This window comes from Citrobacter enshiensis, assembly GCF_029338175.1.
Lineage (GTDB): Bacteria > Pseudomonadota > Gammaproteobacteria > Enterobacterales > Enterobacteriaceae > Citrobacter_D > Citrobacter_D enshiensis.
This window is the reverse complement of the sequence record NZ_CP119862.1, coordinates 1,375,118-1,394,521: the sequence shown is the minus strand read 5'-3', so window position 1 is coordinate 1,394,521 and position 19,404 is coordinate 1,375,118. Positions and strand designations below refer to the sequence as shown.

Below are 19,404 nucleotides of genomic sequence, written 5' to 3'. Positions count from 1 at the left end.
GCGAACGCCTTATCCGGCCTACGTCCTGGTATGCTTTTATTGTGCCGCCGCGTACAAATCGATAATTTCTCTCTGCGTGGCGGTTCGTGGGTTGCTGCTGATACAAATATCGTCCAGCGCGGCCTGCGCCCATGCGCTGTATTGCGAAGGCTGCGCGCCGACGTCGGCAAGCCGTTTGGTCTGGCCAACCTCGGCAATCAGTTCACTCACCGCATTGATCGCATCGCGATCGTCTGATTTCTTATTGGTTAATGCCCGCCCGATGTGGCTGAAGCGCTCACGGCACACCATGCGGTTAAATCCCATCACCGTTGGCAACAGCATGGCGTTCGCTTGTCCATGCGGGATGTGCAGCGCAGCGCCTGGCTGATGCGCCATCGCATGACACAACCCCAGCCCCGCGCTGGAAAACGCCATTCCAGCCATACAGGAGGCGAGCAGCATGCTCTCTCGCGCGGCAAGATCGTGACCATTGCCCACCGCTTTCGGCAGTGATTTGCCGATCATCGCAATCGCGCCAATCGCCAGACTGTCGGTAAACGGCGTGGCGTTCAGCGCGCTGTATGCCTCAACCGCGTGGGTCAACGCATCGACCCCGGTCATCGCGGTCACGTGCGACGGGATCCCTTCCGTCAGCGCGGCATCCAGAATCGCTACATCCGGCATCAGCGCCGCATGCGCCAGCACCTGTTTACGTCCGGTGACCGCATCAATAATGACCGTCACGTTCGTCGTTTCCGACCCGGTTCCTGCCGTCGTCGGCACCGCAATCAGCGGCAACCGCGGACGCAATGCGCTTTGCGCTGTCATATCTGCCAGCGGTTGTGTCGGGTTCGTGACCAGCAGGGCGACCGCTTTTGCCGCATCCAGCACCGAACCGCCGCCAAACGCCACCACGCCATCGCACTTCGACTCACGCAGTTGCGCCACTGCCGCGCAAACATCCGTGATACACGGCTCACCCACCGGGCAAGGCCAGAGCGTGATCGCCACCCCCTTCATCGCCAGACTGCGCGTCAGCCCGGCTGTCATTCCGGCCTGGTGAAGGAAACTGTCGACCATCACAAACAGATGCGTCAGCCCGCGCGTTTGCGCTTCCTGCCCGCAGGCACTGAGCGCGCCCAAACCACACAACGTGACCGGTGGAACGCTGAACGTTTTAACCCGTTGCAGATTCAGTGTGTCAAAGGCCTGAAAGAGCGCCGTCTGCAATTCAGCTTGCATGGATCCCCTCCGCTTTCTCTTTCCCGCTGTTCGCTATCGCCAGCGGCGTCATAAACAAACTGTGCGGTGGTAAATGCACCGCTAACTCTGGAAAGCGCTTGCGAAATAACTCATGGACGCCCGGCTGCATGCACGAACCGCCCGCCAGCCATAAATCAGCGATCCCGTGTCCTTCGATATGATGGGCGACAATCTCCGCCATCTTTTCGTAGACCGGCTTCACAACGGGCCAAATTTCTGCCCCGTTGCTGCGCTTGTACTGCTCTGCGTCTTCCAGTTGAATGCGGCGGTTTCCGGCAAGGGTCAGGGAAATGTGGTGTCCTCCTGTCGCCTCATCGGCGGAGTAAGTCACCAAACCCCGCTTGACGATGGCGATCCCGGTGGTGCCACCGCCGATATCCACCACCCCGGCGTTATCCAGTTGCAGCAGATCTGCCACGGCAGTCGGTTCGTCCAGCACGTGGCTCACTTCCAGACCTGCCGACTCCAGCACGTTAATCGAGATGCGTGGGTCGGTGCCCGGCGGAAACGAGGTTGCCGCATGGGTAAACCGACAGCCGAGTTGTTGTTCAAGGGAATCGAGATGGCGACGAACAATGGTCACCGCGCCGAAGAAATCCCAGACGATGCCGTCACGCACCACGTCGGCCCAATCGAGGCAGACCGCCACCGGAATTCCGTCGCTGTCGACAACCATCGACACCACATCGCAGGTGCCCAAATCAACGCCCAGCCACAGCGCTGAATCGCTCTTTGCCGGCGTCTGATTGCACAGCGCTGCGGCTTTTTGCAAACGTGGGGTAAGCCACTGTTGTTCGTCGTGCGCCATCTCTTTTCTCCTGGTGCCTGTCCCATCAGGCGTTATTGTTGCAGGCAGTTTGGACACGGACAGCGCGCAAGAACCGGAGCGTACACGCAGTACGTGAGGATTCTGAGCACTGCCCAGGGCCAAAATGCCAAATAAAATAGCCTGATGGGCAGGCACTAAACGATGCGGAACGCATCCACCAAAACACAGCGACGCAGACGCACAAAGGTACGCGCGCTGGTCACCCCTTCCCCGGTTGGCGTGGTAATGGTCATGGTGGTCCAGCCTTCACCGCCCAGCCCCAGTCCGGCAATGCACGGTCCGTTCTTGACGAAAATGCTGGTATCAATGGCATTCGCCATCCGGTTCATGTTGTCGATATTGCGCGAGTGCATCGCCGCCGTATGGTGACAACCCCCTTCAAGCGTGACCGCCAGCGCAATCGCTTCGTCGACGTTCGCCACCCGTACTACCGGCAATACCGGCATCATCAGTTCGGTAACGGCGAACGGGTGGTTGGCGGGCGTTTCGACGAATAACAGGCGCGTTTGCTCTGGCACATTCAGACCAATCGCAGCGGCAATTTTCCCTGCGTCGCGTCCTACCCAGTCACGGCTAACCGTGCCTTTGCCGTTCTCATCAACATTTTTCAGCAGCACCGGCTGAAGCTGTTCGGCCTGAGCCGTGGTCAGTTTCACCGCCTGCTCGCTTTCCATCAGACGCATCAGCTCATCGGCGACGCTATCGACAACAATCAACACCTTCTCATCGGCACAAATGATGTTGTTGTCGAAGGACGCGCCTTTGACGATGGACTGCGCGGCACGCGCCAGGTCTGCGGTCTCATCCACCACCACCGGCGGGTTCCCCGCGCCTGCAGCAATCAGACGTTTATTGGTGTGTTTACGTGCGGCGTCCACCACTGCTTCGCCGCCAGTGACGACCAGCAGGCCAATGCCCGGGTACTTAAACAGGCGCTGAGCCGTTTCGATATCGGGGTTTGCGACGGTGACCAGCAGGTTTTCCGGGCCGCCTGCCGCGACAACCGCCTGGTTGAGCAAGGTGATGGCGCGCTGCGAAACGCCTTTCGCCGCCGGGTGGGGCGCGAACACCACGCTGTTACCCGCGGCAATCAGGCTGATGGCGTTATTAATTACCGTCGCCGCCGGGTTGGTTGACGGGGTGACGGATGCCACCACGCCCCACGGCGCGTTTTCAATTAAGGTCAGGCCGTTATCGCCGGTCAGCACCTGGGGTGACAGACATTCCACACCCGGCGTGCCGCGGGCCTGCGCCACGTTTTTGGCAAATTTATCTTCTACGCGTCCCATGCCGGTTTCAGAAACCGCAAGTTCCGCTAATTCTCTGGCGTGTTTTTCGCCCGCTTCACGAATAGCGTGAATCGCCAGCTGGCGCATCGCGACGCTTTTAAGCCCCTGCTGAGCCACTTTTGCGGCGGCAACCGCGTCATCCAGGGAGGCAAAGACGCCCATTTCATGAACAGCCTGGTCAGGCTGGCTGCTGTCTTTCATTTTCAGCAACACCGCTTTGACGACCTGTTCAATATCCTGTTGATTCATGATTTTCTGCCTTATTTATGGAAGATCACCTGACCACCGGCCACCACTTCATCGACGATGCCAATCACGCACAGGTCGACAGGCGACGCTTCGCTACGATGAGCCTGGCGAGCAGAACTGCCGCTGACCAGCAACACCCACTCCCCGTTTCCCGCCCCGATGCTGTCGATAGCAACGGCACACTGTCCGTCGGGATTTCCCTGGGAATCAATCATTTCCACCATCAACAATTTGTCATGCGCCAGACCCTGATGGCGTACGGTACAAACGATTTGTCCTGTGACGACTGCCAGTTTCATACCCGCCTCCGTGGCATTTTCAGGTAAAACCTCCCCCTGCTCTCCAAAGAGAACAATGCGAAAAGGAGAGAGAGTGACGCCAGCCTGTGACGTCACATGGGGTGATTACATGTCGTTGCTGTCGCCTTTGAAGCTGATCGGGAACACTTCTTCCAGATCGCCATGCGGACGCGGAATAACATGCACAGAAACCAGCTCACCAATACGTTGCGCTGCGGCAGCACCGGCATCGGTCGCCGCTTTGCAGGCTGCCACATCGCCACGAACCATGGCAGTACACAGGCCGCCACCGATCTGCTTCACGCCAACCAGCTTCACGCGTGCCGCTTTAACCATTGCGTCAGAAGCCTCAATCAGTGCAACCAGGCCCCGGGTTTCGATCATTCCTAATGCTTCCATTGTGTTTTCCTCGTTTAAAGGGTCCAGAACGGGACCTTATACAACCAGTGTGTGCGAGGCGTTTTCACGGCTCACGTCAGTCTGGCGCGGCACAGCTGCCACCAACGCCAGTTCGATAATTTCTTGCACGCTACAGCCTCGGGAAAGATCGTGCAGCGGCGCGGCAAGCCCTTGAATCAATGGCCCGACGGCGCGATAACCGCCCAAACGCTGTGCGATTTTGTAACCGATGTTGCCCGCTTCCAGCGACGGGAAGACCATCACATTGGCTTTCCCCTGTAACGGGCTGGCTGGCGCTTTTTGCGCCGCGACATCCGGCACAAACGCGGCGTCAAACTGCAATTCGCCATCCACCACCAGCTGCGGCGCACGTTCACGCACGATATCCGTCGCCTGCTGCACGTTGGCGACGTTGGGGTGACGGGCGCTGCCGTTGCTGGAAAATGACAGCATCGCCACGCGCGGCTCAACGCCGGTAATCGTCTGCCAGGTGTCGGCGCTGGCAATGGCGATGTCCGCCAGCTGCGCCGCCGTTGGCTGCGGCACCACGCTGCAATCGGCAAACCCTAATGGCTGTCCGGTGTACTGCGGCAGCATCAGAAAAATGGACGACAGCGTTTTACAGCCCGGCTGTAAACCAATGAGGCGCAGCCCGGCACGCAGTACGTTCGCCGTTGACGACAGGTTGCCTGCGATACAGACATCCGCCTTGCCTGCGCTGACCATGGCGGCGGCGAACATCAGCGGATCGTTGAGTTTCTCCAGCGCATCCGGCGGCGTTTTCTCACCGGCTCGAGCCAGCCAACGCTGCGCAAATTCTTCACGCATCTGCAGATTGCTTTGTGGATCAATTACGCGAAGACCGTCCATGGCGATACGGTGCGTCAGGGAAAACTGGCGCATCTCAAACGGGCTGGCCACGAGAATCGGCTGCGCCAGACCCTGCTGTTGCAGGTAATGCGCCGCCTTCAGCACGCGTACGTCCAGCGCGTCCGGGAAGACCACCCGGGCAGGCGAGTTTTTTGCCAACTCACGGCAACGTTCAATGATCATTGCCACCTCCCAGTCGTTGTTGAATTTGGCTGACCGTCTGCGGATGCTTCGCTACGCTCAGGATCATCATCACGTAAACCGTACTCGAGAGACGGTTCAGCGCCTGCAGGATATCCGGTCGCAGTACGTCGAAACCGCGGGTAATAAAGACCTGGGCCGCCACCACTTCCGTTTCACGCACTTTGGTACGCAGCAGATTCAGTAATGCGGCATCGCGACCGTGGCTGGCTTCCGGCACCAGGTGATCGTGGTCAAGGTAGCGCAGCGGCTGATGAGAAAGCCGGTGCAGTTGTTCCTCGTTGAGCCCCACGATGGACTGCGCCGCCAGCGGTTCATCCATCGCATCGGCCCGCATGATGTTGCCCAGACGCGAGCGAATGTCCGCAAGCCAGGGTTGCCACAGTTCCGGCAACTCAATTTGTAACCACACCGTCAGGGCAATGGTGCTGTCCAGCGCGGCGCGAAACCCCAGCCGTGGGTCGCTTTTGGCGACCATTTTGTCCGCCGTCAGATGGGTCAACGTGTCGGGCTTTTTCGTCACTTCCTGACGGCACAACTCACAACTCGCCTGCGGGTGCGAGTCGCTGCTGGTCAAACCGTGTACCGGCTGCGGTTGCTGCTCCTCGTCATCGACAAACAGACTTCCTTGTTCATCCAGAAACTTAATGCGCAGGTGACGGCTTTCCAGCAGTTCCCTGGCAGATGGCGTCAGGCGAGCATCAACGGGGAGGTGAATTTCAGCTCCTTCGCTGAGCGTGTGATTCGCTCTCAGCCATGCTTCAGTAATGAAATCCTTCATACATCCGCCCCAAAGCCTGTCCCAACAGGCGTGATTGTTGCCGCCAGTTTGGACATGGACAGCGCGGAACAACCGGAGCGTACGCGGAGTACGTGAGGATTGTGAGCACTGCCCAGAGCCAAAATGGCAAATAAAATAGCCTGCTGGGTCAGGCGGTTAGCAGGACTGCCAATTCGCAGGCCAGGCCACATACAGAAATTTCACGGTCGATGGCGTACCAAATTCAATGCTGGAGCCTTTCGGGATGAACATCACATCCCCGGCTTTGGCAATCATGGTTTCGCCCTGGTGACGAACGTGGAGTTCCCCTTCCAGAATCATGTCGATTTCGTCGTAATTCAGCGTCCACGGGAAGAAGGCGTTTTCCCACTGCATAAAGCCAGCGGCCATGCTGCTACCGTCTTTGTCCGTCACTAAATCCGTTAAGCCGACGCAGTGCGGTTCAGCACCGTCAAAGCGGCCAAACTTCACGCTGCTGCCGTCAATCACTTTCACGCCGCCTTTGCCGGTGACCGAGGTAAAACTCGGCTGCATACCGCCTTGTTCCAGCGACTGTTTTTCCTTCATCACTTTGTCCATCAGCTGCGCGACGAGGCTTTCGGTGAACTGCCCTTCCGGCAACTGGGCGATGATGGTTTCACGAATACGCTGGCTGTCCGTTTTGCCGTCATCCACCGGAGCGGATGTCGCGGCGGCTACCGGGGTAGATTCGTCGCATTCGGTAATCGTGACGCCCAGTAGATCCGCAACTTCGCGGGCCTCCGGGGTGATGATGCTGGCGCGCAGAACAACCGACAATGCCTGCTCGCCCCGTGCGTGAGCCGCACGAATGTCATTAGCTGTGATAAGTTTTTTCACCTGCCCCTTCCTCCTGTTCGGTAAGTGCTGCCAGATAATCCACCAGATGCTGCACGCTGTCCGGATCATGCGTATTGAGTTCGAAAACGGGGTCCTGGAACCCTAATCCGCGCAGTAATTGTCGCGTTGCAGCGACGTCGGCATCCGGTACGTCTGTTTTGCTGATCACGGCGATGTGTCGTTTACTGGCGCCAATATCCAACAGTCCGGCAGGTAAGCGACTTTCTTTGTCATTGGCTGCATGAACATAAATCAGCGTATCGACATCCTGCAGCGTGGTAATTAAGGCGTGATACCAGCGAGGATGGCTAAAATATTCCCCAGGGGTATCGATATCGCCGTTTTCATTAAATTCCACAGCCTGCGTTTTTCTGGCGAGGGAATAATTTCCCTGTAATGCGTTAAAAAGCGTTGTTTTTCCCGCACCGACGGTGCCGACAAACGCAATTCGTTTCATGGCCGCCTCTCATTAGCTTTTTGTCAGATCGCACAAGGTGAAATTTAATAGGCGTCCCAGGCCGCTGACCGTCTGTAATAACGCCTCTTCTACCGCGCCGACAGAACCATAAATCACCAGCGCCCCGCTGAATCTGTCGAGAAAACCGATATGTACATCAGCCGCTTTCATCGCTAAGTCACCGGCGATCATCGCGGTTTCTCCTGGAGTCAGCGTCATAATGCCGATGGCTCCGGCTTCGGGAACGCCGATCTTTTTCGCCAGCTCGTCACCAGGATGCGCAATGAGATGCGCCAGCGTGACCTGTTTACCCGGCACAAATTCCTGAATGATGCGTTCTTTATCCATTGCTCACCGCCTGTGCTGAAACTTTCCTCATCGTGGCAATTTTTCGTCAGAGTAAATAACAAAATTCGGCAAGCTGGTTTAAAAGGTGAGATGGATCACTAAGAATGGGGAAATAAAAAAGCGCGGGAGAAACCCGCGCCTGAATTAATTAAAGTGAAATTACAGCGGCTGTGTTTGCGCTTCCACCACGGCCAGCGCCACCATATTCACGATACGGCGAACAGAGGCGATCGGCGTTAATACGTGAACCGGTTTAGAGACGCCCATCAACACAGGTCCCACCGTGACGCCTTCGGAGCTGGAGACGCGCAGTAAGTTGTAACTAATGCGGGCGGCTTCCATGTTCGGCATCACCAGAATATTGGCCGACCCTTTCAGCGGGCTGTCCGGCATCCGGTCATTACGGATACTCTCCACCAACGCGGCGTCCCCGTGCATTTCGCCGTCGATCATCAGATCAGGTGCCCGCGCTTTGATCAGTTCCAGCGTGGTGCGCATTTTGCCAGCGGATGGACAGTTAGAGGAGCCAAAGTTGGAGTGTGACAGCAGCGCCACTTTCGGTTCGATGCCAAAACGACGAACGGTTTCCGCCGCCATCAGGGCAATTTCAGCCAACTCTTCCGGACCAGGATCATCGTTGACATAGGTGTCTGCAATGAAGGTGTTACCGCTTGGCAACAGCAAAGCGTTCATCGCGCCTGCCGTGTGTACGCCTTCGCGATAACCGAAGATATCCTTCACCACGCTGAAGTGTTCGTGATAGTCGCCGATCGTCCCGCAGATCATCGCATCCGCTTCACCACGCTGAACCATGATTGCGCCAATCACCGTCGTATTACTGATCACCGCACGCTGCGCCTGCTCCTGGGTGATCCCCCGGCGCTTCATGATCTGGTAGTACTCGCTCCAGTACTCTTTAAAACGCGGATCGGATTCATTGTTGACGATCTCAAAGTCGACGCCGGACTTGATCTGCAACCCCAGTTTTTGAATGCGCATTTCGATCACGCTCGGACGGCCGACAAGGATCGGTTTCGCCAGCCCCAGGGTGATCAACTCCTGCGTGGCATGCAGGACTCGCGCCTCTTCCCCTTCCGTCAGCACCACGCGTTTTGGCGCTTTGCGGGCCAGAGAGAAGATAGGCTTCATGAACAGGTTGGTTTTATAAACAAACTCGGTCAGTTTATCGATGTAAGCATCAAAATCAGCAATTGGACGCGTTGCCACGCCGGAATCCATCGCCGCTTTCGCCACCGCAGGCGCGATCTTGACGATCAGACGCGGATCGAACGGTTTTGGAATAATGTAGTCCGGGCCGAAGCTCAGATCCTGATCGCCATAGGCGGAAGCCACGACTTCGCTTTGCTCTGCATGCGCCAGTTCAGCAATGGCATGCACCGCCGCCAGTTTCATCTCTTCGTTAATCGCCGTGGCGCCCACATCCAGTGCGCCACGGAAGATGAACGGGAAGCACAGAACGTTGTTAACCTGGTTTGGATAGTCAGAACGACCGGTACAGATAATGGCGTCCGAACGAACCTCTTTCGCCAGCGGCGGCAGGATTTCAGGTTCCGGGTTGGCCAGCGCCAGAATCATCGGCGCGCGGGCCATTTTTTTCACCATCTCAGGCGTGAGGACTTTTGGCCCTGAACAGCCGAGGAAAATGTCCGCCCCGTCAATTACATCATCCAGCGTACGTTTGCCGTCGTCCTCCACCGCGTAAGCCGCTTTGGTTTCCGCCATGTTCGGTTCGCGGTCTTTGTAGATAACGCCTTTCGAGTCGCAGACGACAATGTTGTGCTTCTGCATCCCGAGCGCCACCAGCAGGTTCATACAGGCAATCGCCGCCGCCCCTGCACCGGAGACCACCATGCGCACGTCAGAGATGTTTTTCTCCACCACGCGCAGGCCATTTAGAATGGCTGCGGTGCTGATGATCGCGGTGCCGTGCTGATCGTCGTGGAATACCGGGATATTCATGCGCTCGCGCAGTTTTTGCTCAATGTAGAAACATTCGGGCGCTTTGATGTCTTCAAGGTTAATGCCGCCAAACGTTGGCTCAAGCGCCGCAACGACATTGATAAATTTATCCGGGTCGAGCTCATCCACTTCAATGTCGAAGACATCAATACCGGCAAACTTTTTAAACAGAACGCCTTTGCCTTCCATCACCGGTTTACCTGCCAGGGCGCCGATATTGCCCAGCCCAAGTACCGCCGTGCCGTTGGAGATCACCGCAACCAGGTTGCCGCGCGCGGTATATTTGTAGGCCGCCAGCGGGTCTTTTGCAATTTCAAGACAAGGGGCCGCTACACCTGGCGAATAGGCCAGTGCAAGATCGCGCTGGGTGGCAAGAGGCTTGGTTGGAGAAACCTGGATTTTACCCGGCACAGGAAATTCGTGGAAATCGAGGGCGCTTTGTCTTAACTGGTCATCCATCTTGTTGTTCCTTTCACGTATCGATCAAAAAAGTGGCGCGGTTCAATTGAGCCGCACATTATCGCCTCACAGGGCAGCACAAACTTTGAACGTCACCAAACTCTCACTACTCAAAGAAAGAATTTGTTATCAATTTATAACTGTCATGTTACCTGCTTAAACCAGCAATACCATGCCCGTCTGCTATGCTTTTTTGTGGTATACCCCATGAATTTCTCAGAAGTGTGAATCAAAGCACTCAGCTAACACTTTACTTTTCAAGGAGTATTTCCTATGAACCAGTTAGACGGTATCAAACAATTCACGACAGTCGTTGCCGACAGTGGTGATATTGAGTCTATTCGCCATTATCACCCCCAGGACGCCACCACCAACCCCTCGCTGTTGCTGAAGGCCGCCGGGCTAGCCCAGTACGGTCATCTGATTGACGACGCGGTTGTCTGGGGCAAACACCATGGAAAAACCCAGCGGGAGCAGGTGGCCGAAGCCTGCGACAAACTGGCGGTGAATTTCGGTGCGGAAATTCTGAACAGCATTCCCGGTCGCGTGTCGACCGAAGTGGATGCGCGGCTCTCTTTCGATAAAGAAAAGAGCATTCAGAAAGCGCGCCATCTGGTAGACCTCTACCAACAACAAGGTGTCGAAAAGTCACGGATCCTTATCAAGCTGGCCTCAACCTGGGAAGGTATTCGTGCCGCCGAGCAGCTTGAAAAAGAGGGGATCAACTGCAACCTGACGCTGCTGTTCTCGTTTGCTCAGGCACGTGCCTGCGCCGAAGCAGGCGTATTTCTGATCTCGCCCTTTGTCGGCCGTATTTACGACTGGTATCAGGCGCGCAGCCCAATGGATCCGTACGTGGTCGATGAAGATCCGGGCGTGAAATCAGTACGTAACATCTACGACTACTTCAAGCAGCATCGCTATGACACCATCGTCATGGGCGCCAGCTTCCGTCGCACTGAACAAATTCTGGCGCTGACCGGCTGCGATCGTCTGACTATCGCCCCTAACCTGCTAAAAGAGCTACAGGATAACGAGGACCCGGTGGTCCGCAAACTGGTGCCATCCTCCCAGGCGCTCCCCCGCCCAACGCCAATGACGGAAGCGGAATTCCGCTGGGAACACAATCAGGACGCGATGGCAGTAGAAAAATTATCGGACGGCATTCGTCTGTTCGCCGTTGACCAACGCAAACTGGAAGACCTGCTTGCTGCCAAACTGTAAACCTTGCCACGGAGTGATTTATGACCCGTAAAGATCTTGCCAATGCTGTTCGTGCGCTGAGTATGGATGCCGTGCAAAAAGCCAATTCCGGGCATCCCGGTGCGCCAATGGGGATGGCCGATATCGCCGAAGTGCTGTGGAATGATTTTCTCCGCCACAATCCCGCTGACCCCGGCTGGCACGATCGCGACCGCTTTATTTTGTCCAACGGTCACGCGTCCATGCTGCTGTACAGCCTCCTGCATCTTTCCGGGTACGACCTGCCGTTAGAAGAGTTAAAGAATTTCCGCCAGCTGCACTCAAAAACACCGGGACACCCGGAGATCGGCTATACGCCAGGTGTAGAAACCACGACGGGTCCGCTGGGTCAGGGCCTGGCCAATGCCGTCGGGATGGCGATCGCCGAGCGTACGCTGGCGGCGCAGTTTAATCAGCCCAATCATGAAATTGTCGATCACTTCACCTATGTGTTTATGGGCGACGGATGCCTGATGGAAGGGATCTCCCACGAGGCGTGTTCGCTGGCGGGCACGTTGGGGCTCGGCAAACTGATCGGTTTTTACGATCACAACGGCATCTCCATTGATGGTGAAACCAAAGGGTGGTTTACCGATGACACGGCAAAACGCTTTGAAGCGTACCACTGGCATGTGGTGGAGGAGATCGACGGCCACGATCCGGAAGCGGTGAAAAAAGCGATTTTGCAAGCGCAGAGCGTGAAAGATAAACCGTCGCTGATTCTTTGCCGGACGGTGATTGGCTTCGGCTCACCGAATAAAGCCGGTAAAGAAGAGGCGCACGGCGCGCCGCTTGGCCAGGAAGAAGTGGCGTTATCGCGCCAGAAACTGGGCTGGCATCACCCAGCTTTTGAGATCCCCAAAGAGATTTATCATGCCTGGGATGCCCATGAAAAAGGCGGGAAAACGCAGCAGGCGTGGCAAGAGAAGTTCGCCGCCTATGCAAAAGCTTACCCCGATTTGGCGGCAGAGTTTACCCGCAGGATGAACGGCGACCTGCCCAAATCCTGGGAAAAGACCACCCAAAAATATATCGCCGAACTCCAGTCTAGTCCGGCTAAAATCGCCACCCGTAAGGCCTCGCAGAACACATTGAATGTCTACGGCCCACTGCTGCCGGAACTGCTCGGCGGTTCAGCCGATCTCGCCCCCAGCAACCTGACCATCTGGAAAGGCTCCACCTCACTGACCGAGGATCTGGCAGGCAACTATATCCACTACGGCGTACGTGAATTCGGCATGACCGCCATTGCCAACGGCATCGCCCATCACGGCGGATTCTTACCCTACACCGCCACCTTCCTGATGTTTGTTGAATATGCCCGCAACGCAGCCCGAATGGCGGCGCTAATGAAAGCCCGGCAAATCATGGTCTACACCCATGACTCTATCGGTCTGGGCGAAGACGGTCCGACGCACCAGGCGGTTGAACAGTTAGCGAGCCTGCGACTGACGCCAAACTTCAGCACCTGGCGACCGTGCGATCAGGTCGAAGCGGCCGTCGGCTGGAAACTGGCCGTTGAGCGTCGTAATGGACCGACGGCGCTGATCCTCTCCCGCCAAAACCTGGCTCAGATTGAGCGCACACCCGAGCAGGTAAAAGCCATCGCCCGCGGCGGGTATGTGTTGAAAGACAGCGGAGGAAAACCGGATGTGATCCTGATAGCGACCGGCTCCGAAATGGAGATAACGCTACAGGCTGCAGAAAAGCTGACCGGAGAAGGCCGCAATGTACGCGTCGTTTCCCTCCCTTCAACGGATATTTTCGACGCCCAGGATGAAGCGTACCGGGAGTCAGTTTTGCCCTCGAAAGTCAGCGCCCGGGTGGCCATCGAGGCGGGAATTGCCGACTACTGGTACAAATATGTCGGACTGAAAGGGGCCATTGTCGGGATGACGAGTTACGGGGAATCCGCGCCTGCAGAAAAACTGTTCCCCCACTTTGGTTTCACGGTCGACAACATCGTGGCGAAGGCGCATCGCGTGTTGGGTCAGTAAGCGATACCAGAAACCGACGCTTCGCGTCTTCTTACCATAGCGGTCAACGCGTGATCCACAGAGTGGGCCACGCGTCTGGCCCATGCCAGTTGTCACAGCTCGGCTCCTGGGCATACCGAACCAGACGGAAACGCTGGCCGTCAAAACGCCAGCGTGTCTGAATCCCACAGTCGGTTAACCCCCGCCCTTTTGCCAGCGTCACCAGCTCACGCGATTTTTCGTCAAACGTGGCGTTCATCAGTTCCATGTCGTTACTTTCCGCACCGGAATTAAACGGTAAGCGTAGGCGCAGCGATCGGGACGTCAGCGGTTTTTTGCGCGAAACAATCCACGCGAGATCTATGGTGTTATAAGCGCCAGCCTCACAGCCTATCATCATCAGCGCTTTGTCATCAGTCAGGGCGGTGACCCGAACCTCGCGACGCATCGGGTCCAGCGAACAGCGAAAACCATTCATTCGCCAGTTGGCGTACTCCAGCAGATCGTTGCGTTCTTCATCAGACAGAGGGGTCGGCGTTGGGTTAATCACTGCCACCCCTTTTAGCGCAGGCGCAGGCGGCACGCTGAGCGGCGGATCGTCGCCTTTTTCAATCCATGCTGTTTCACTGCCAACCCGTTTTTGTTGAGAATCAATAAACAGTAAGGCGGACTTTAATCCCTCCAGTGAAAGGACCTGCGGCCCTCCGCTCAGAGTTATCGCCCGGGCTTGTTGAATGGTCTGTAAAAATGATGTGATGGTCGCCGCATCGCCCGTCATCAGATGCCACGGTGAGATCTGCCAGTTCTGAGCGTCCAGCGTCAGCGGTTTTCCTTCCAGCAGGAGACGCGGTGCAATATCCGCTTCTTTCGCGTCGGGGAGCGTCAATCCGCCCAGATCGATGCGTAAAACGGCATCCGTACGCGCCCCGGCGCTGCGACTCAGGGTCATGACCAGGCCATGATGCTCACCGCTGTTTCGCGCCACGCAGAAATTTTGATTATTACAGGTCACCTGCCAGTCGGAAAACGTCTGTTGTGCTGGCGCCGCCCACGTAAGTCGGGCCGCGATGACGCTGAGCAGGAAAATGAAAATAACGCGATAGCGCATGGACGGTACAAACCCCAGAAGTCAAACAACCTACACAGATTGTATCTTCGTTGGGGTTCCCATCAGTCTCAATCAGATTTATCGGATTACGTTAAGAAATGTAAATAAATATAACACTTATTTATCAGTCCATTAAATGCGATGACTGCAAATAATTGAGCAATAACACAGTCTTACCGTCCCGTATTTCGCCAGATTTGATCATCGCCAGCGCCTGGGTAAAGGGCAACTCCAGTACGTCGATATCTTCATCTTCAACGCCACCACCGGCATTGGCGCGCTGGCTATCGCTGTATTCAGCAATAAAGAAGTGGATCAGTTCCGTCACCCCGCCCGGCGACATATACAGCTCAAACAATTTCCTCACTTCCCCGACTTCGTACCCGGTCTCTTCGATGGCTTCTTTACGGATGCAGATTTCCGGCTCGTCGTTATCCAGCAATCCGGCACAGGTTTCAATCAATTGACCCGTTTCATTGCCATTAACCCAGGTGGCAACACGAAACTGACGGATCAGAACGACCGTTTTTTTCTCCGCGTTGTACAGCAGAATCGTCGCGCCGTTTCCGCGATCGTAAACCTCGCGTTTGTGGCGGATGACGTCACCATTTTGGCGAGTCAGATCGTAGGTGATATTGCGCAGGATGAAATAGTTATCAGAGAGGACTTTATCTTTGATGAGGGTAATTTTTTGCGACATACCGGCTCCACAGCGAGAAGTGAATCACCATACTACGCCGTGAAACCGGATTTGTCGTCAGCCTGACCTAGTGAGATTTGACTGATTTTATCCCCAACCAGTCGATCATCCCCTGCGCGGCATGCCGCCCTTCCGCCATCGCCGTGACCACCAGATCGGCGCCGCGTACCGCATCGCCTCCGGCGAAGATTTTCGGATTGGTGGTCTGATAACGGAAAGCGCTTTCGACGTTAGCCGCAATCCGCCCCCAGTCGTCTACCTTCACGCCGTGCGCTTCCAGCCACGGCATGCCGTGAGGATGAAAGCCAAACGCCATAATGACCGCGTCCGCTGGCATGACAAACTCGCTGCCTTCGACAGGCACCGGACGGCGTCGCCCTTGCGCATCGGGTTCGCCCAGTTGAGTACGCAGGAAGCGTACGCCGCTCACGCGTCCTTCATCGTTGAGCACCAGATCAACCGGCTGCACGTTGAACTCGAAGTGTGCCCCTTCTTCCCTGGCGTTTTTCACCTCTTTCTTCGAACCCGGCATGTTAGCTTCATCACGGCGATAAGCACAGGTGACCTGACTGGCTCCGTGGCGCAGCGCCGTACGCACACAATCCATTGCCGTGTCGCCGCCGCCCAACACCACGACATTCAGCCCTGCGGTATCAATAAAAGGTTCATCCGGCGATTCATCAATTCCCATTACGTTTTTCGTATTGGCGATCAGGAACGGCAGCGCGTCGTAAACCCCCGGCGCGTCTTCGTTCGGTAGATCGGCTTTCATGGAGCGGTAGGTTCCCACGCCCACGAATACGGCATCGAAATCGCCCAGCAGCGATTCAAGGGTTACCTCTTTGCCCACTTCACAATTCAGCTCAAAATGGATCCCCATTGCGCTGAAGATTTCCCGGCGGCGCGCCAGCAGAGATTTATCCAGCTTGAAGGCCGGGATGCCAAATGTCAGTAAGCCGCCAATCTCCGGATGGCGATCGTACACCGTCGCACTCACGCCATGACGCGCCAGCACATCGGCACAGGCCAAACCTGCCGGCCCCGCGCCGATGATAGCAACACGTTTGTCGACCTTCTGGACATCGCTCAGGTCGGGGTGCCAGCCTTTACTCAACGCCCGGTCGGAAATGTAGCGCTCAATGTTGCCGATAGTGATCGCGCCGTGCTCGTCACGAACGGTACACGCGCCTTCACACAGCCTGTCCTGGGGGCACACGCGCCCGGTAATTTCCGGCAGGCAGTTCGTCTGGTGGGAGAGCTCCACCGCCGCGTCGATGTCTCCGGCTTTGACGAGTTCAATCCACTGCGGAATATGGTTGTGCAATGGGCAGGTCCATTCGCAGATACTGTGCTCGCCGCACTTCAGGCAACGCGACGCCTCACGCTGGGCCTGGAGCGTGCGAAAGGGCAGATAAATTTCTTCAAAGGTGGTTTTTCGCGCCTCAATCACCAGCTTGTCCGGCTCGCCGCGCGGCGGCGTCGCGTGCATCTGCTCCACTTTGCTCATGACGTAAGGCGTCATCCCGGTGGCGTCAGCATGCCAGGGTTGACTTTCCTGACGTGCCGTACGCAAACGGCGCGCTTTAGACAAGCTGGCGAGGGACGATTCCGTCACCAGTTGCAACGCATTGGCCGGGCAGTTTTCGACGCAGGCCGGACCGCCTTCACGATCCTGACACAAATCGCATTTGTGCGCCGTGGCTTTGACCTGATCGCGGGCGACCGGCGTTAGCACAATTTGCATGGTGCCAAACGGACAGGCGACCACGCAGGATTTGCAGCCGATACATTTCTGCTGGTTCACCTGGACGCTGCTGTTGACATGGCTTATCGCGCCGTTAGGACAGCTTCGGGCGCAGGGTGCATCTTCGCAGTGGTGGCAGGTCACCGCGCTGCGCTGATGCTGATGTTTAATAACCGTAATCCTGGGTTGATAATGTTGTTGGCTCAGTACATGTTGCTCTGCATTGTGGGCCATCACGCAGGCGACCTCACAGGCATGGCATCCCAGGCACTGCTGGCTGTTAGCCATAATAAAACGATTCATGGCGACCTTCTGTTTTGGTTGTAAAAACCTTATTCTTTATAGGAACAATGTTATTAACCGACCCGACAAAGGTCGGCAATGTCCATTTGCCCAGGATGGGCAACTATTTCTCCAGAACCTGTGGCAGATCAATTTATTTCATGGCAGGTGAAATTGCGTTTTAGTTAATTAAGGACTTTCTCTATCATTTCATCACCTGCGCTTTACCCATTGCCTTTGTACAGAGGATTACGCGTGTGACGGTCAAACGCCCCGTCTCGGCCAGCCTGGCCCGGGCATTTTTTTACATTGTTTTGCTGTCGATACTTTCTACCGGTGTCGCGTTGCTGACGCTTGCCAGCAGTTTGCAGGATGCCGAAGCCATCAATATTTCTGGCTCGTTGCGTATGCAAAGCTATCGGCTGGGCTACGACCTGCAAAGCCGCAGCCCCCAGTTGAATGCGCACCGCCAGCTGTTCCAGCAGACCCTGAACTCGCCAGTGCTGCAAAAACTGAATACCTGGTACGTTCCGGACGCGGTAAAAAGCGGCTACGCGCGACTGCATGCTAACTGGCTGGAAATGGACGCACGGTTGGTTGACGGCGATTTGCCGTGGTATCAAAAAAACATCAACGCGTATGTCGATCAAATCGATCTGTACGTGCTGGCGCTCCAGCGCTATGCCGAGCGGAAAATGATGCTGGTCGTCGGCATCTCGCTGGCAGGCGGGATTGGGATTTTTACGCTGGTCTTCTTTACGCTGCGGCGGATTCGCCAACAGGTCGTGCGGCCGCTCAATCATCTGGTGATGGCGAGCCAGCGAATTGAGCACGGACAGTTTGATACTCCGCCGCTGGATACCGGGTTACCCAACGAACTGGGATTGCTGGCAAAAACCTTTAATCAGATGTCGAGCGAACTGTATAAACTTTATCGCTCGCTCGAGGCCTCTGTCGAAGAGAAAACCCACGATCTGCATGAAGCCAATCGTCGACTGGAGGTGTTATATCAGTGCTCTCAGGCGCTGAATACCAGCCAGATCGATGTGCACTGTTTCCGCCATATTCTGAAGATCGTGCGGGAAAATGACGCCGCGTATTATCTGGAGTTGACCGTCGGCGACAACTGGCGCATCAGCGAAGGGACGCTGAGCGCCGATCTCCCGCTGCAAATCTTGCCCGTCACCATGCAGGAGACGGTCTACGGTGAGTTGCACTGGCAAAGCCCCAACGTTAATGCCTCCGCTCCGCTGCTGAACAGCGTTTCAAGTATGCTAGGGCGCGGGTTGTACTTTAACCAGGCACAGAAACACTTCCAGCAGTTGCTGCTGATGGAGGAACGCGCGACTATCGCCCGCGAACTGCACGATTCGCTGGCGCAGATGCTCTCCTATTTACGCATCCAGCTCACCCTGCTAAAACGCTCCGTGGCGGAAGAGAACGCGGTAGCACAATCGATCCTCGCCGATTTTTCCGTCGCGTTAAATGATGCCTGGCGTCAATTGCGTGAGCTACTCACCACCTTCCGCCTGACGCTGCAGCAGGCCGATTTGCCCTCGGCATTGCGCGAAATGCTCGATACCCTGCAAAATCAAACCTCCGCTAAACTGTCTCTGGACTGTCGCTTGCCCACGCTGGCGCTGGATGCGCAAATGCAGGTGCATTTGTTGCAGATTATCCGGGAGGCGGTGTTAAACGCCATTAAACATGCCAACGCCACCGAGATTGCCGTCAGTTGCGTCACCGCGCCGGACGGAAATCATACCGTCTACATTCGGGATAATGGCGTGGGGATCGGCGAACCGAACGAACCACCGGGGCACTATGGTCTGAACATTATGCGTGAACGGGCTGAAAGACTCAGCGGTACCTTACTTTTTTCTCAGCCTTCCGGGGGTGGGACGTTGGTGAGCATCAGTTTCCGGTCATCAGAAACACAAGAGACTCAACAGACCTAAAGAATGGCAACGCGTCAGAAAACCTGAATACAGGCCAGACGCGACAGGCACAAAACGTACGCTGTAAATGGGCATGATAATTTACATTATCTCCTTTTTTTCTCCACGTTTGCCTGACGCCTTGCCGCTA

At 56.1% G+C, this 19,404-nt stretch carries 17 protein-coding genes; 3 read left to right on the top strand and 14 right to left on the bottom strand.

The window, feature by feature from the left end:
- Window positions 1-36: 36 nt before the first annotated feature.
- The 11 genes from eutG to maeB form a co-directional block, all read right to left on the bottom strand.
- Window positions 37-1,224: an ethanolamine utilization ethanol dehydrogenase EutG gene (eutG, locus tag P2W74_RS06695; RefSeq protein WP_276294406.1), complete on the bottom strand. Its 1,188-nt coding sequence runs from the start codon at window positions 1,222-1,224 to the stop codon at window positions 37-39.
- Window positions 1,214-2,053 (bottom strand): ethanolamine utilization protein EutJ, encoded by an 840-nt coding sequence (gene eutJ, locus P2W74_RS06690; RefSeq protein ID WP_276294405.1) that lies wholly within the window; start codon window positions 2,051-2,053, stop codon window positions 1,214-1,216. Before eutJ ends, eutG begins: the two co-directional genes overlap by 11 nt.
- A gap of 155 nt (window positions 2,054-2,208) precedes the next feature.
- Window positions 2,209-3,612 (bottom strand): aldehyde dehydrogenase family protein, encoded by a 1,404-nt coding sequence (locus P2W74_RS06685; protein ID WP_276294404.1) that lies wholly within the window; start codon window positions 3,610-3,612, stop codon window positions 2,209-2,211.
- 11 nt (window positions 3,613-3,623) lie between these two features.
- Window positions 3,624-3,911, bottom strand: a complete 288-nt coding sequence (gene eutN / locus P2W74_RS06680; RefSeq protein WP_276294403.1) for an ethanolamine utilization microcompartment protein EutN — start codon at window positions 3,909-3,911, stop codon at window positions 3,624-3,626.
- A gap of 105 nt (window positions 3,912-4,016) precedes the next feature.
- The gene (gene eutM, locus P2W74_RS06675) at window positions 4,017-4,310 is read right to left on the bottom strand and encodes an ethanolamine utilization microcompartment protein EutM (protein WP_005121908.1); all 294 of its coding nucleotides are present in this window, start codon (window positions 4,308-4,310) and stop codon (window positions 4,017-4,019) included.
- Between the two features lie 36 nt (window positions 4,311-4,346).
- On the bottom strand, window positions 4,347-5,363 hold the full coding sequence (gene pta, locus P2W74_RS06670) for a phosphate acetyltransferase (RefSeq protein ID WP_203360474.1): 1,017 nt from the start codon (window positions 5,361-5,363) through the stop codon (window positions 4,347-4,349).
- A complete protein-coding gene (eutT, locus tag P2W74_RS06665; RefSeq protein WP_276294402.1) occupies window positions 5,353-6,162 on the bottom strand; it encodes an ethanolamine utilization cob(I)yrinic acid a,c-diamide adenosyltransferase EutT in 810 nt (269 codons plus the stop codon). The genes pta and eutT overlap by 11 nt, the downstream gene beginning before the upstream one ends.
- A 156-nt stretch (window positions 6,163-6,318) precedes the next feature.
- Window positions 6,319-7,020, bottom strand: a complete 702-nt coding sequence (gene eutQ / locus P2W74_RS06660) for an ethanolamine utilization acetate kinase EutQ (RefSeq protein WP_276294401.1) — start codon at window positions 7,018-7,020, stop codon at window positions 6,319-6,321.
- Window positions 6,998-7,477, bottom strand: a complete 480-nt coding sequence (gene eutP, locus P2W74_RS06655) for an ethanolamine utilization acetate kinase EutP (RefSeq protein ID WP_276294400.1) — start codon at window positions 7,475-7,477, stop codon at window positions 6,998-7,000. The genes eutQ and eutP overlap by 23 nt, the downstream gene beginning before the upstream one ends.
- Before the next feature lie 12 nt (window positions 7,478-7,489).
- Complete coding sequence (eutS, locus tag P2W74_RS06650) at window positions 7,490-7,825, bottom strand: ethanolamine utilization microcompartment protein EutS (protein ID WP_192613012.1); 336 nt, start codon at window positions 7,823-7,825, stop codon at window positions 7,490-7,492.
- A 159-nt stretch (window positions 7,826-7,984) separates the two neighbouring features.
- On the bottom strand, window positions 7,985-10,264 hold the full coding sequence (gene maeB / locus P2W74_RS06645) for an NADP-dependent oxaloacetate-decarboxylating malate dehydrogenase (RefSeq protein ID WP_276294399.1): 2,280 nt from the start codon (window positions 10,262-10,264) through the stop codon (window positions 7,985-7,987).
- Window positions 10,265-10,537: 273 nt separating this feature from the next.
- Here maeB and tal point away from each other — a divergent pair, with 273 nt between their 5' ends.
- Both tal and tkt read left to right on the top strand, forming a co-directional pair.
- The gene (tal, locus tag P2W74_RS06640; RefSeq protein WP_276294398.1) at window positions 10,538-11,488 is read left to right on the top strand and encodes a transaldolase; all 951 of its coding nucleotides are present in this window, start codon (window positions 10,538-10,540) and stop codon (window positions 11,486-11,488) included.
- A gap of 20 nt (window positions 11,489-11,508) precedes the next feature.
- The gene (gene tkt / locus P2W74_RS06635; RefSeq protein WP_276294397.1) at window positions 11,509-13,503 is read left to right on the top strand and encodes a transketolase; all 1,995 of its coding nucleotides are present in this window, start codon (window positions 11,509-11,511) and stop codon (window positions 13,501-13,503) included.
- A 43-nt stretch (window positions 13,504-13,546) separates the two neighbouring features.
- Here tkt and P2W74_RS06630 read toward each other — a convergent pair whose 3' ends face one another.
- The 3 genes from P2W74_RS06630 to aegA form a co-directional block, all read right to left on the bottom strand.
- Window positions 13,547-14,590, bottom strand: a complete 1,044-nt coding sequence (locus P2W74_RS06630) for a DUF1176 domain-containing protein (RefSeq protein ID WP_276294396.1) — start codon at window positions 14,588-14,590, stop codon at window positions 13,547-13,549.
- A gap of 124 nt (window positions 14,591-14,714) precedes the next feature.
- Window positions 14,715-15,290 carry a GDP-mannose pyrophosphatase NudK gene (gene nudK / locus P2W74_RS06625; protein WP_276294395.1) on the bottom strand — a complete coding sequence of 192 codons (576 nt, stop codon included), beginning with the start codon at window positions 15,288-15,290 and terminating at the stop codon, window positions 14,715-14,717.
- Between the two features lie 67 nt (window positions 15,291-15,357).
- Window positions 15,358-17,337, bottom strand: coding sequence for a formate-dependent uric acid utilization protein AegA (gene aegA / locus P2W74_RS06620; protein ID WP_276294394.1), 1,980 nt, complete (start codon window positions 17,335-17,337; stop codon window positions 15,358-15,360).
- Between the two features lie 236 nt (window positions 17,338-17,573).
- On the opposite strand from aegA, the gene narQ reads away from it, so the two are divergent.
- Window positions 17,574-19,274, top strand: a complete 1,701-nt coding sequence (narQ, locus tag P2W74_RS06615; protein WP_276294393.1) for a nitrate/nitrite two-component system sensor histidine kinase NarQ — start codon at window positions 17,574-17,576, stop codon at window positions 19,272-19,274.
- Window positions 19,275-19,404 lie beyond the last annotated feature (130 nt).

Coding starts and splice junctions, on each gene's coding strand:
- eutP (WP_276294400.1), bottom strand. CDS start 7,477: ATGAAACGAATTGCGTTTGTCGGCACCGTCGGTGCGGGAAAAACAACG.
- pta (WP_203360474.1), bottom strand. CDS start 5,363: ATGATCATTGAACGTTGCCGTGAGTTGGCAAAAAACTCGCCTGCCCGG.
- eutG (WP_276294406.1), bottom strand. CDS start 1,224: ATGCAAGCTGAATTGCAGACGGCGCTCTTTCAGGCCTTTGACACACTG.
- eutJ (WP_276294405.1), bottom strand. CDS start 2,053: ATGGCGCACGACGAACAACAGTGGCTTACCCCACGTTTGCAAAAAGCC.
- eutN (WP_276294403.1), bottom strand. CDS start 3,911: ATGAAACTGGCAGTCGTCACAGGACAAATCGTTTGTACCGTACGCCAT.
- eutS (WP_192613012.1), bottom strand. CDS start 7,825: ATGGATAAAGAACGCATCATTCAGGAATTTGTGCCGGGTAAACAGGTC.
- P2W74_RS06685 (WP_276294404.1), bottom strand. CDS start 3,612: ATGAATCAACAGGATATTGAACAGGTCGTCAAAGCGGTGTTGCTGAAA.
- aegA (WP_276294394.1), bottom strand. CDS start 17,337: ATGAATCGTTTTATTATGGCTAACAGCCAGCAGTGCCTGGGATGCCAT.
- nudK (WP_276294395.1), bottom strand. CDS start 15,290: ATGTCGCAAAAAATTACCCTCATCAAAGATAAAGTCCTCTCTGATAAC.
- eutT (WP_276294402.1), bottom strand. CDS start 6,162: ATGAAGGATTTCATTACTGAAGCATGGCTGAGAGCGAATCACACGCTC.
- eutM (WP_005121908.1), bottom strand. CDS start 4,310: ATGGAAGCATTAGGAATGATCGAAACCCGGGGCCTGGTTGCACTGATT.
- maeB (WP_276294399.1), bottom strand. CDS start 10,264: ATGGATGACCAGTTAAGACAAAGCGCCCTCGATTTCCACGAATTTCCT.
- tal (WP_276294398.1), top strand. CDS start 10,538: ATGAACCAGTTAGACGGTATCAAACAATTCACGACAGTCGTTGCCGAC.
- tkt (WP_276294397.1), top strand. CDS start 11,509: ATGACCCGTAAAGATCTTGCCAATGCTGTTCGTGCGCTGAGTATGGAT.
- P2W74_RS06630 (WP_276294396.1), bottom strand. CDS start 14,590: ATGCGCTATCGCGTTATTTTCATTTTCCTGCTCAGCGTCATCGCGGCC.